11 protein-coding genes are annotated in these 11,882 nt (G+C 55.2%); 10 read left to right on the plus strand and 1 reads right to left on the minus strand.

What is annotated here, in order from left to right; genetic code table 11:
* Positions 1–9: 9 nt before the first annotated feature.
* On the minus strand, positions 10–579 hold the full coding sequence (locus AC19YX_RS29510; protein WP_078471699.1) for a GNAT family N-acetyltransferase: 570 nt from the start codon (positions 577–579) through the stop codon (positions 10–12).
* A 76-nt stretch (positions 580–655) separates the two neighbouring features.
* On the opposite strand from AC19YX_RS29510, the gene AC19YX_RS29515 reads away from it, so the two are divergent.
* From AC19YX_RS29515 to AC19YX_RS29560, 10 genes are all read left to right on the plus strand, one after another.
* On the plus strand, positions 656–1,576 hold the full coding sequence (locus tag AC19YX_RS29515) for a histone deacetylase family protein (RefSeq protein ID WP_500607658.1): 921 nt from the start codon (positions 656–658) through the stop codon (positions 1,574–1,576).
* Positions 1,577–2,441: 865 nt separating this feature from the next.
* Positions 2,442–3,755, plus strand: a complete 1,314-nt coding sequence (gene wbpA / locus AC19YX_RS29520) for a UDP-N-acetyl-D-glucosamine 6-dehydrogenase (protein WP_500607659.1) — start codon at positions 2,442–2,444, stop codon at positions 3,753–3,755.
* 47 nt (positions 3,756–3,802) lie between these two features.
* Positions 3,803–4,753 carry a Gfo/Idh/MocA family protein gene (locus AC19YX_RS29525; protein ID WP_500607660.1) on the plus strand — a complete coding sequence of 317 codons (951 nt, stop codon included), beginning with the start codon at positions 3,803–3,805 and terminating at the stop codon, positions 4,751–4,753.
* 7 nt (positions 4,754–4,760) lie between these two features.
* Positions 4,761–5,348 (plus strand): UDP-2-acetamido-3-amino-2,3-dideoxy-D-glucuronate N-acetyltransferase, encoded by a 588-nt coding sequence (wbpD, locus tag AC19YX_RS29530; protein WP_500607661.1) that lies wholly within the window; start codon positions 4,761–4,763, stop codon positions 5,346–5,348.
* Entirely contained in the window at positions 5,345–6,445 is a 1,101-nt protein-coding gene (locus tag AC19YX_RS29535) for a DegT/DnrJ/EryC1/StrS family aminotransferase (protein WP_500607662.1), read from the plus strand. The genes wbpD and AC19YX_RS29535 overlap by 4 nt, the downstream gene beginning before the upstream one ends.
* Positions 6,442–7,704: a lipopolysaccharide biosynthesis protein gene (locus tag AC19YX_RS29540; protein ID WP_078471693.1), complete on the plus strand. Its 1,263-nt coding sequence runs from the start codon at positions 6,442–6,444 to the stop codon at positions 7,702–7,704. Before AC19YX_RS29535 ends, AC19YX_RS29540 begins: the two co-directional genes overlap by 4 nt.
* A 16-nt stretch (positions 7,705–7,720) precedes the next feature.
* Complete coding sequence (gene pseB / locus AC19YX_RS29545; protein ID WP_078471692.1) at positions 7,721–8,719, plus strand: UDP-N-acetylglucosamine 4,6-dehydratase (inverting); 999 nt, start codon at positions 7,721–7,723, stop codon at positions 8,717–8,719.
* 3 nt (positions 8,720–8,722) lie between these two features.
* Positions 8,723–9,883 (plus strand): UDP-4-amino-4,6-dideoxy-N-acetyl-beta-L-altrosamine transaminase, encoded by a 1,161-nt coding sequence (pseC, locus tag AC19YX_RS29550; RefSeq protein ID WP_500607663.1) that lies wholly within the window; start codon positions 8,723–8,725, stop codon positions 9,881–9,883.
* Complete coding sequence (pseF, locus tag AC19YX_RS29555; protein WP_078471690.1) at positions 9,880–10,581, plus strand: pseudaminic acid cytidylyltransferase; 702 nt, start codon at positions 9,880–9,882, stop codon at positions 10,579–10,581. The genes pseC and pseF overlap by 4 nt, the downstream gene beginning before the upstream one ends.
* 27 nt (positions 10,582–10,608) lie before the next feature.
* Positions 10,609–11,796 (plus strand): N-acetyl sugar amidotransferase, encoded by a 1,188-nt coding sequence (locus tag AC19YX_RS29560; protein ID WP_500607664.1) that lies wholly within the window; start codon positions 10,609–10,611, stop codon positions 11,794–11,796.
* Positions 11,797–11,882 lie beyond the last annotated feature (86 nt).

The following is an 11,882-nucleotide window of genomic DNA, read 5'->3' on the forward strand; positions in this document are numbered from 1 at the left end:
CCTGCCGCCCTATCCATGCAAGGTTTCCAACCATTGTTCGCGGTTGATGCGATACAGCACATGGGCGCGCAACGGGTGATCGCCGGCCAGCGCGGGATGTTCGAAGTCGTCGCTTGGAGCATGGTGCATGCCGATGGCTTGCATGACTTTCTGCGACGGCTGATTGCTGGCTGTGGTGAACGCCACCACCTCTTTCAGCGACAAGCGGTCAAAACCGCAGCGCAGAGCGGTCCAGGCCGCTTCGCTGGCATAGCCCAGGCCCCAGTGTTCACGGGCCAGGCGCCAGCCGATTTCCACCGCTGGGGTAAAGGGCGCTTCGAAACCCACTACGCCCAAGCCGGTAAAGCCGATAAAGGCGCCGCTGTCCTTGCGCTCCAGCGCCCACAAACCAAAGCCATGTTCGGCAAAATGACCGCGTATTCGCCCGATCAATGCCGCACTTTCCAGTCGGCTCAAGGGCGCAGGGAAGTACCGCATGACCTGTGGGTCGGCGCACATTGCCGCAAACGCCGGCAAATCTTCATCGCTCCACTGGCGCATCAACAGCCGCGCGCTTTCCAGTTGCAATATCGGCTCCATCGGGGCCCTCCATAATCCATGGGAGCAAGTCTACATCGCTGGTAGGATCCTTCACGGGTTCCTATCAGAAATTGCCATGCCATTGCCGTTGATTTATCACGATGACTACAGCCCCGAGTTTCCTGCGGAACACCGCTTTCCCATGGACAAATTTCGCCTGCTGCGCGACCACCTGGTGGACAGCGGCCTGACCCGGGATGCCGACCTGCTGCGCCCGCAGCTCTGCCCTCCAGAGATCCTGGCCCTGGCCCATGACCCTGGCTATATCGAACGCTATATGAGCGGCGAGTTGTCCCGGGAAGACCAGCGGCGCCTGGGCCTACCCTGGAACGAAGCCCTGGCGCGACGTACCGTGCGCGCGGTCGGCGGCTCGCTGCTGGCGGCCGAGCTGGCCCTGGAACATGGCCTGGCCTGTCACCTGGCCGGGGGCACCCATCATGCCCATTACGACTACCCGGCCGGGTTCTGCATCTTCAACGACCTGGCGATCATCAGTCATTACCTGCTGGCGGCCGGTCGGGTCAGCCGGGTGCTGATCTTTGATTGCGACGTGCACCAGGGCGATGGCACCGCTCGGATTCTCGAACATACCCCGGACGCGGTGACCGTCTCGTTGCACTGCGAAAAGAACTTCCCGGCGCGCAAGGCCACCAGCGACTGGGACATTCCCCTGGCCATGGGCATGGGCGACAGCGAGTACCTGCAGGTGGTCGATGACGCCCTCAACTACCTGCTGCCGCTCTACCAACCGGACCTGGTGCTGTACGACGCCGGGGTCGACGTGCACAAGGACGACGCCCTGGGCTACCTGAAACTGACCGACGCCGGGGTCGCCGAGCGCGATGAGCGTGTCATGCGCCATTGCCTGGGCCGCGACATCCCGGTGGTCGGGGTGATTGGCGGCGGCTACAGCAAAGACCGCCAGGCCCTGGCCCGGCGCCACGGCATCCTGCACCACAGTGCGCAGCGGGTCTGGGAATCGTCAGGATGCTACTGAGCCTGAGGGCCTTACCCACATCCACTGTGGAACAGCTTGTGGATAACCTGGGAGAAAGCTCCTACAGACCTTGCTCCACGGGGCCTCACGGCTATCGCCTGTTTTTTGATCAATGACATAAGACGGTCATACAGTTGTGGGTGGCTTACCCCCAATCCCTGTGGAGCCGCCTGTGGATAACCTGCGTGAAACGTGCTACAGCCTTTGCTCCACAAGGCTTGCAGAGCGATGTGCATTTTTTGAACAGCTTGCCCCCCATCCCAAGCCTCTTCGTCACATCCCCTTGCCGGCAGCGATTTGAGCCCACGACCTGACTCTTTCAAACGTCCAGCTAGCGAAGACCTTGACGAGGCTATCGGACATTTCACCGAATACAGGTAAAATGCCCCGTTCAATGACGACAGATTCGGCGGCTACTGCGGTATGCAGCACTCAGGGGGAGAAGTTTTGACCGCATCATTCGCAGCAGCCTCTCGCTGCAAAAGCGGCATTGCCATAAGCAGCTTTGACGTCGATCTGCTTCTCATAGGCCCGTCAAGCCTGCACTCGTCCACAGGTGGGAACAGCCAATCCAGCATTTGCCTCAATGACCGCGAACAACTGACCGTGGACGCCTGGTGTGCCAGGCCGATCAGGGCCACCGATTTATACTCAGTGTGCCGCGCTGTCACAAACGGAGCTCGCGAAAGGAGTCTTGCGCAAGACATGCTGGAGGCTGGGACCGCCTTATGCATTATCGCTCGAGGCAGACCTGGATTTTAATAGTTTATTTCACTTAATAAAATTAAAACTTCCAGCACCATGACAACTTAAAATTAAACACTTATTCAATATTAAGACGAAAGTCCAGTCGGAGTTTTAATTGATGTCAGACATCAAACAGGCAAGCATTGAAAAATTCAAGAGCAGAGAAGCTCTGATCGGCATTATCGGGCTTGGCTATGTCGGTTTGCCGTTGATGTTGCGCTACAACGCAATTGGTTTTCGCGTGCTGGGCATTGATGTCGACCAGAACAAGGTCAATCAGTTGAATGCTGGCCAAAGCTATATCGAGCACATTTCTGCCAGCAAGATTGCTGCCGCCCATGCCAGTGGCTTTGAAGCGACCGTGGACTTCAGCCGCGTCAGCGAGTGCGATGCATTGATCTTGTGCGTTCCCACTCCGCTGAATAAGTATCGCGAGCCGGACATGAGTTTCGTGATCAACACTACCGACTCGCTAAAGCCCTATTTGCGTGCCGGCCAAGTGGTATCCCTGGAAAGTACCACCTACCCCGGGACGACCGAGGAAGAACTGCTGCCTCGCGTTGAAGAGGGTGGACTCAAGGTTGGCGAGAATATCTTCCTGGTCTACTCGCCAGAACGCGAAGACCCGGGCAACCCCGACTTTGAAACACGCACGATTCCGAAAGTAGTTGGCGGCCATACCGCAAGTTGCCTCGAGGTAGGCGTTGCCCTGTACGAACAGGCAATCGACCGGGTGGTGCTGGTGAGCTCGACCAAGGCTGCGGAAATGACCAAGCTGCTGGAGAACATCCACCGCGCGGTCAATATTGGCCTGGTCAATGAAATGAAAGTCGTCGCCGACCGCATGGGCATCGACATCTTTGAGGTAGTGGATGCCGCTGCCACCAAGCCCTTCGGCTTCACCGCTTATTACCCGGGACCGGGCCTGGGCGGCCACTGCATTCCGATCGACCCCTTCTATCTGACCTGGAAGGCACGAGAATATGGCTTGCATACCCGCTTCATCGAGCTTTCCGGCGAAGTCAATCAAGCCATGCCCGAGTATGTGGTGAGCAAACTCGTGGATGCTCTGAATGATGACTGCCGCGCCCTCAAGGGTAGCCGCATCCTTGTACTGGGCATCGCTTACAAGAAGAATGTCGATGACATGCGTGAGTCACCTTCTGTCGAGATCATGGAGTTGATCGAAGCCAAAGGCGCCATCGTCTCTTACAGTGACCCTCACGTCCCTGTTTTCCCGAAAATGCGTGAACACCATTTCAACCTTTCCAGTGTGCCTCTGAACGCCGATACCCTGACCCACTTCGATGCAGTGATTCTAGCCACCGACCACGACAAGTTTGACTATGAGTTGATCAAGTCCAGCGCCAAGCTGATCATTGATAGCCGTGGTAAATACCGTCAGCCTGAAGCCCACATCGTCAAGGCTTAATTTTTTATTCCTGGTCTATCCCAGACAAGTTTATTTGGAGCGTTCTAGTGAAACGTTTTGCCCTGATTGGCGCAGCCGGCTACATAGCCCCACGCCACATGCGAGCCATCAAGGACACCGGTAATGAGCTGGTTTGTGCCTATGACATCAACGATTCGGTCGGCATCATCGACAGTCTTTCCCCGCAAAGCGAGTTCTTTACCGAGTTCGAACGCTTCTACGATTACGCCTGGCGCTTGAAACGCGATCCGGCCAAAGCACTGGATATCGTGTCCGTCTGCTCCCCCAACTACTTGCACCACCCGCATATCACCTCAGCCTTGCGCATGGGCTGCGATGTCATCTGCGAGAAGCCACTGGTTCCAACTATCACCCTGCTGGACGACTTGGCCCTGACCGAGCGCGAGACGGGCAAGCGCCTCTGGAATATTCTCCAACTGCGCCACCACCAGGCGATCATTGACCTCAAAGAGAAAGTCCAGAACGAAAAGCGTGCCCACAAGCATGAAGTCGAACTGACCTACATCACTTCCCGCGGTAACTGGTACATGGAGAGCTGGAAAGGCGACCAGCGCAAGTCATTCGGCGTGGCCACCAATATTGGTGTGCATTTCTACGACATGCTGCATTTCATTTTTGGCAAGTTGCAGCGCAATGTCGTCCACCACAGCAGTGCTTACAAAGCTGCGGGATACTTGGAATACGAGAACGCCCGGGTACGCTGGTTCTTGTCCATTGATCGGAATGATCTGCCTGATGCGGTCAAGGGCAAGAAGCCGACCTATCGCTCGATCACTGTTGATGGCCAGGAGATAGAGTTCTCCGAAGGCTTTACCGATCTGCATACCGTCAGCTACCAGGCAATCCTGGACGGCAAGGGGTACGGCATCGAGGACGCGCGGCACTGCGTCGAAACCGTCGAAGTCATCCGTTGCGCTGCGCCGGTTGCGTCGCAGGACGGCGAAGGGCACCCATTCCTCGCCAATCTGGCTCGCTGAGGTTCTCATGCCCTATCAAGTTCACCCCAGCGCCATAGTCGATGACGGCGCCCAGATCGGCGAAGGCTCGCGCATCTGGCATTTCGTTCATGTCTGCGGCGGCGCGCGCATAGGCAAAGGGGTGTCGCTTGGGCAAAACGTCTTTGTCGGCAACAAGGTAGTGATCGGCGACCAGTGCAAGATCCAGAACAACGTGTCGGTGTACGACAACGTCATCCTGGAAGACGGCGTGTTCTGTGGCCCCAGCATGGTCTTCACCAACGTCTACAACCCGCGCTCCCTGATTGAACGCAAAAGCCAGTACCGGGACACTCTGGTGAAAAAAGGCGCGACGCTGGGTGCCAACTGCACCGTCGTCTGTGGCGTGACCATTGGCGAGTTCGCCTTTATCGGCGCTGGCGCGGTGGTCAACAAAGATATACCTGCGTACGCCCTGATGGTTGGGGTTCCGGCTCGGCAAATTGGCTGGATGAGCGAGTTCGGCGAGCAACTGGACTTGCCCGTGGAAGGCCAGGCCAGGGCTATCTGTGAACATACCGGGGCTCATTACAGCCTGCACGGGAAACTATTGAGCAAGGAGGAGAGCTGCGCATGATCGAATTTATCGACCTGAAAAGCCAACAGGCACTGATCAAAGAACAGATCGACGCAGGCATCCAGCGAGTCCTCTCCCACGGCCAATACATCCTCGGGCCTGAAGTTGCCGAGCTCGAGGAAAAGCTCGCCATATCAGTAGGGGCCAAGCATTGCATTACGTGCGCCAATGGTACCGATGCCCTGCAGATCGCCCTGATGGCGCTGGGCATTGCCCCCGGCGATGAAGTCATCACACCTGGCTTTACCTACATCGCCACCGCAGAAACGGTGGCCCTGCTAGGCGCCAAGCCGGTGTACGTGGATATCGACCCTCGCACCTACAATCTCGACCCAAAGCACCTGGAAGCGGCAATAACTCCACGTACCAAAGCCATTATCCCAGTCTCCCTGTATGGTCAGTGTGCGGACTTCGACACGATCAACAGTATCGCCGCCAAATACCATGTACCGGTGATTGAAGATGCCGCACAAAGCTTCGGTGCAAGCTATAAAGGCAAGCGCTCCTGCAATCTGACGAGCATCGCCTGCACAAGCTTTTTCCCAAGCAAACCCTTGGGCTGCTATGGCGATGGCGGCGCAATGTTCACCAATGACGATGACCTGGCGGTGATCCTCCGGCAAATCTCTCGTCATGGACAGGATCGTCGCTACCACCATGTCCGGGTTGGCGTAAACAGCCGCCTGGATACCCTGCAGGCAGCAATTCTGTTGGCCAAGCTGGAGCTTTTTGAAAAGGAAATCCTGCTGCGTCAACAAGTCGCCAACACTTACGAACAGTTGTTGACTGAGGCCGGTATCAAAACGATTCCCTACGTCGAGCCCCACAACACCAGTGTCTACGCGCAATACACCATCAGGGTAAAAGAGCGAGACGCCGTGCAGGCGAAGTTGAAGCAACAGGGCATTCCAACCGCCGTGCATTACCCGATTCCCCTGAACAAGCAACCGGCTGTCGCGGACAATAGCGCCCGTTTGCCTCTGGGTGATGAAGTTGCAGAACAGGTAATGAGCCTGCCCATGCACCCCTACCTGACGATCGAAGATCAGGTAAGGATCGTTGAGTGCCTGGTAGCGGCTGGCGTTGCGAATCAATGAGCGACAGTAGAAAACTGGTGAGTAACACGGCCATTTACTTCGGGGCGAATATCCTGAATGCGGCCATACCATTTTTTCTCCTGCCCATTCTGACCCGGGTATTGAGCCCGGCGGACTACGGCACCATCGCCATGTTTGGCATTTGCTTGAGCATTATCAGTGCATTCACGGGCCTGAGCGTCCATGGAGCCATTGGGGTTCGTTACTTTCAGCTCAACAAGGAAGAGTTGGCCGAGTACGTAGTGACATGCATGGGGATCCTGGTCGTCAGTACAACGACCATCTTCCTTATAACCCTCGCCCTTCGGCCCTGGCTCGCACCGATCACTGGCTTGCCCATGGACTGGCTGTTGGTCGCCGTAGTGGTTTCAGGCTTCCAATTCCTCGGTAACATTCGCCTGTCTCTCTGGCAAGTTGCCGGTGAGGCGAAAAAATATGGTGCGTTTCAAGTCACGCAAAGCCTTCTGAACGCGGGCGGTTCACTCGTGCTCATACTTTTGGTCGGCATGGCGTGGGAAGGTCGGGTACTGGCGCAAAGCATTGCCATAGCCCTGTTTGGCGTAATCGGATTGTTCTGGCTGTGGAAAGACGGCCTGCTGAGAAAACCCGTGGTGTGGCGAGCCCACTGCAGGGACGCGCTGAAGTTCGGTATTCCACTGATTCCGCATGTCATTGGCGGGCTGCTCATTGTCGCCACCGACCGGCTCATCATCGTCAAGTTGCTTGACGTGGGACAGGCAGGTCTTTACATGGTTGCCCTGCAGTTTGGACAAGTGATAGGCCTGGTTACCGAGTCCTTCAATAAGGTCTATGCACCCTGGCTGATGAAAAACCTGGCAAGCAAGGAAGAGATACCGCGCTCGCGCATTGTGGGCTTTTCTTATTTATACATGGTGTTCCTGCTCGTCATGGCCACCACCTTTGGCTTGCTCGCCCCATGGGTCATGAGCTTCGTGGTGGGCCACGAGTTCAAGGCCTCAAGCGAACTGGTGATCTACATTGCGATTGGCTTCGCCTTTGGTGGCTGCTACTACATGGTCACCAACTATGTCTTTTTCGAAAATAAAAATTCGATTCTGGCACTGATCACCCTGATCACTGGATTGATAAACATTCCACTGATGTACTTCCTGGTAGAACGTAACGGATTGGTAGGTGCAGCCCAAGCATTCATGCTGACTCAGTGTTTCTCTTTCGTTGGCACATGGTGGCTTTCAAACAAAGTGCATCCAATGCCTTGGTTCAACTTCAAAGCTTAAAATAGGATTACAGTTCATGCTCACCGACCAGACCATTCTTATCACTGGTGGCACAGGCTCCTTCGGGAACACCTTCGTGCCGATGACCCTCGCCAAATACAATCCGAAGAAAGTCATCATTTTCTCTCGTGACGAAATGAAGCAGTGGGACATGGCGAAGAAGTTCGAAGGCGACCCTCGCGTGCGCTTCTTCATTGGCGACGTTCGCGACAAAGACCGTCTGTATCGCGCCCTTGATGGTGTGGACTATGTCGTTCACGCGGCTGCCACCAAGATTGTCCCGACGGCCGAGTACAACCCTTTCGAATGCGTGAAGACCAATATTAACGGCGCCATGAACCTGATCGATGCCTGCATTGATAAAGGCATCAAGCGCGTTGTCGCCCTGTCCACGGACAAAGCCAGCAGCCCGATCAATCTATACGGTGCCACCAAACTGGCTTCCGACAAGCTGTTCATCGCTGGGAACTCCTATTCCGGTGGGCACGAAACCCGCTTCTCCGTCGTTCGTTATGGCAATGTCATGGGTTCTCGCGGCTCGGTGATCCCGTTCTTCATGTCGATCAAGGATAAAGGCGTACTGCCAATCACCGATGAGCGCATGACTCGCTTCATGATCTCTCTTGAAGAAGGTGTGGAGTTGGTATGGCATGCCTTTGAGGATATGGAAGGCGGTGAAATCTACGTTAAGAAGATTCCATCCATGAAGGTCACCGACCTGGCTCGTGTCATTGCCCCAGATGCACAGCAGGAAGTAGTGGGTATCCGTCCTGGCGAGAAACTGCACGAGCAGATGATCAGCGTCGAGGATGCTTACTACACCTACGAGTACCCGGAGCACTTCAAGATTCTGCCAACAATCAACAACTGGTCGACCTGTGAAGAGCGCATCAAGGACGGTCATAAAGTCCCCGAAGGCTTTGTCTATGCCAGTGACAGCAACAGCCAGTGGATGACCGGTGAAGCGCTGCAGGCATGGATAGATCTCAATCGCGAAAAAATCGGGAGTATCTGATCCATGATCCCCTACGGCCGCCAAGACATTACCCAAGCAGACATTGATTCGGTAGTGGAGGTATTGCAGTCCGACTTTCTCACTCAAGGCCCTATGGTGCCGCGTTTTGAGCAAGCGGTAGCAGCACATGTTGGTGCTGAGCATGCTCTGGCGCTGAACAGCGCGACATCTGCGCTGCACATCGCCTGCTTGGCGCTGGGAGTAGGCTCTGGAGATTGGCTCTGGACCACTCCAATCACCTTTGTCGCCTCGGCAAACTGCGCGCTGTACTGCGGCGCCCAGGTGGACTTCGTAGACATCGACCCCGTCACCTACAACCTCTGTCCACGGGCATTGGAGCTCAAGTTGGAGCAGGCGGAGCGCGCAGGAAAACTGCCTAAAGTGGTGGTTCCCGTCCACCTTTGTGGCCAGCCCTGCGATATGCAGGCCATCCATGCGCTAGCCAAGCGTTATGGATTCAAGGTCATCGAAGATGCGTCGCATGCCATCGGCGGAAAGTATCAGAACGAGTTCATCGGTAACTGCCGATTTAGCGACATCACGATATTCAGCTTTCACCCGGTCAAGATCATCACCACTGCTGAAGGCGGTATGGCCCTGACCAATAACGGGGAGTTGGCCGAAAAGATGGCGCTGTTGCGCAGCCATGGTATTACCCGTGATCCGGCCCAGATGACTCATGAATCTGATGGCCCTTGGTACTACCAGCAGATCGCTCTTGGCTACAACTACCGTATGACAGAGTTGCAAGCGGCTCTGGGCGTTAGCCAGGTTCAGCGCCTCGACCAATACGTGGCCCGACGTCACGCATTGGCCCGACGCTATGATCAATTGCTGACTGAACTGCCGGTGACTACGCCTTGGCAGCATCCAGACAGTTATTCCGGCCTGCACCTGTATGTAATTCGCCTGCAGCTCGAGAAGATCGACAAGACACATGCCCAGGTATTTGAATCCCTGCGCGAGCAAGGCATTGGCGTGAATGTGCACTACATCCCGGTGTCCACCCAGCCTTACTATCGGCAGATGGGTATCAAGCCTGAAGATTACCCGGAAGCACAGGGCTATTACCGCGAAGCCATTAGCCTGCCGATGTTTCAGACGATGACTGAGCAGCAGCAGGATCAGGTTGTGCTCGCACTGCGCAAGGCTCTCTCGGCATGAACGTCGCAATCATCCCTGCTCGCGGTGGCAGCAAGCGTATTTCACGCAAGAACATCAAAGAGTTCTGCGGCAAGCCGATGATTGCCTGGAGCATCGAGGCAGCGTTAAAAAGTGGCTGCTTTGAACAGGTCATCGTCTCTACGGACGACGCCGAAATAGCTGAAGTTGCTGTTCAGCATGGGGCTAGCGTACCGTTCATGCGGCCAGCGGAGCTATCCGATGATCATACGGGCACTACCCCCGTAGTGCGTCACGCCATTGAATGGTTAAACCTTCAAGGTTCTAACCCTCAATATGTTTGCTGCCTTTATGCCACCGCCCCTCTTATCGACAGCCAGGACATCCTCAAGGGGTTGAATGCGCTGGATAAAGAAGGAGGGGATTACGCTTTTTCGGTCACCAGCTACGCATTTCCAATTCAACGCGCCATCCGCATAGATGACGATGGCCACGTTGATATGTTCAACCCCGAGTACTTCACTGTCCGCTCTCAAGATCTTGAACATGCCTACCATGACGCCGGCCAATTTTATTGGGGAACCTCCGCCGCATGGCTGGAAACCCGGGTAATTTTTGGCAGAAGATCGCTACCGATCGTACTGCCACGACATCGCGTTCAAGATATCGACACGCTAGAAGACTGGGAAATGGCTGAATATCTTTTCAAGGCCGTGCGGCTTCGGGATAGCAGCCAGTAAATTTGTTTTTCGAGAGGACGTTAAAAGATGCTGACTTATTGCAAGCGCTGCGTAATGCCAGACACCAAACCTGATCTCTATATCGATGATGAGGGTATCTGCAGTGCCTGCCGCAGCTATGAACAACGAAACGAAGTCGATTGGGACCAACGCAAGAAAGAACTGGCGGTCATTCTCGACAAGTACAAGAACAAGACCGGTGACAACTGGGACTGCATTGTTCCTGTCAGCGGAGGGAAAGACAGCACCTACCAGGTGATACGCATGCTGCAACTGGGTTTGAACCCACTGTGCGTAACCTCGACTACTTGCGACCTTTCTGACATTGGCCGGAAAAACATCGAAAACCTGAAACACCTCGGTGTCGACTACGTGGAGATGTCCCCAAACCCACGGATTCGCGCGAAGCTCAATCGAATTGGCCTGACCCAGGTGGGCGACATCGCCTGGCCAGAGCACGTGGGAATCTTCACCATCCCGGTCAGAGCAGCCGTTCAGTTCAACATCCCACTGATCGTATGGGGAGAGAACTCGCAAAACGAATATGGCGGCCCTGCTGCTGCAGCGAGCAATAACGTCCTCAACCGTCGCTGGCTGGAAGAGTTCGGTGGCCTGCTGGGCATGCGCGTTTCCGACCTCATCGGCACCGACGGCATCGAAGCAAAACACTTGATCTCCTACACCTACCCTAGTGATGAAGATCTGACACGCGTGGGCGTTACCGGCCTGTTCCTTGGGCACTACATTCCGTGGGATGGCTTGTCCAACTCGCTGATCGCCCAGGCACATGGTTTTCATACCTATGAAAAAGTAGCCGAAGGCTCCATGGTCAACTATGAAAACCTGGACAATCATCAGCACGGGATTCACGACTACTTCAAGTTCCTCAAGTTTGGTTTCAGTCGTGCCACCGACCACGCCTGCCTGCACATTCGCCGTGAACGCCTGACCAGGCAAGATGGCATGGATATCGTCAAGAACCTGGATGGCAAGTTCCCGTGGGAGTATCTGGGGAAAAGCCTGGAAGAAATCTTGCGCCCATTGGACATGACAGTGGACGAGTTCATCGCCCTGTGTGACAAGTTCACCAATAAGAAGATCTTTAAACGCGACGCAAAAGGTGCGCTGATTAAAGATAAAGAAGGCAACCTCACCAAGGTCAACTACGACAACATATTAACCCGGCAATCAAATACACCAAATCATGCTGCGTAGGCGATACGTGGATGCCGGAAATAAGAACGGATTCTTTGAGGGCGTAATTGCAATCGTCTCATGACCGAGCGAACACGCCTTTCCAG

Source organism: Pseudomonas sp. MF09150 (assembly GCF_059862355.1).

Bases quoted from the DNA above. Each gene is read 5' to 3' on its own strand.
- AC19YX_RS29510 (WP_078471699.1), bottom strand. From the start codon at position 579: ATGGAGCCGATATTGCAACTGGAAAGCGCGCGGCTGTTGATGCGCCAG.
- AC19YX_RS29515 (WP_500607658.1), top strand. From the start codon at position 656: ATGCCATTGCCGTTGATTTATCACGATGACTACAGCCCCGAGTTTCCT.
- wbpA (WP_500607659.1), top strand. From the start codon at position 2,442: ATGTCAGACATCAAACAGGCAAGCATTGAAAAATTCAAGAGCAGAGAA.
- wbpD (WP_500607661.1), top strand. From the start codon at position 4,761: ATGCCCTATCAAGTTCACCCCAGCGCCATAGTCGATGACGGCGCCCAG.
- AC19YX_RS29535 (WP_500607662.1), top strand. From the start codon at position 5,345: ATGATCGAATTTATCGACCTGAAAAGCCAACAGGCACTGATCAAAGAA.
- AC19YX_RS29540 (WP_078471693.1), top strand. From the start codon at position 6,442: ATGAGCGACAGTAGAAAACTGGTGAGTAACACGGCCATTTACTTCGGG.
- pseB (WP_078471692.1), top strand. From the start codon at position 7,721: ATGCTCACCGACCAGACCATTCTTATCACTGGTGGCACAGGCTCCTTC.
- pseC (WP_500607663.1), top strand. From the start codon at position 8,723: ATGATCCCCTACGGCCGCCAAGACATTACCCAAGCAGACATTGATTCG.
- pseF (WP_078471690.1), top strand. From the start codon at position 9,880: ATGAACGTCGCAATCATCCCTGCTCGCGGTGGCAGCAAGCGTATTTCA.
- AC19YX_RS29560 (WP_500607664.1), top strand. From the start codon at position 10,609: ATGCTGACTTATTGCAAGCGCTGCGTAATGCCAGACACCAAACCTGAT.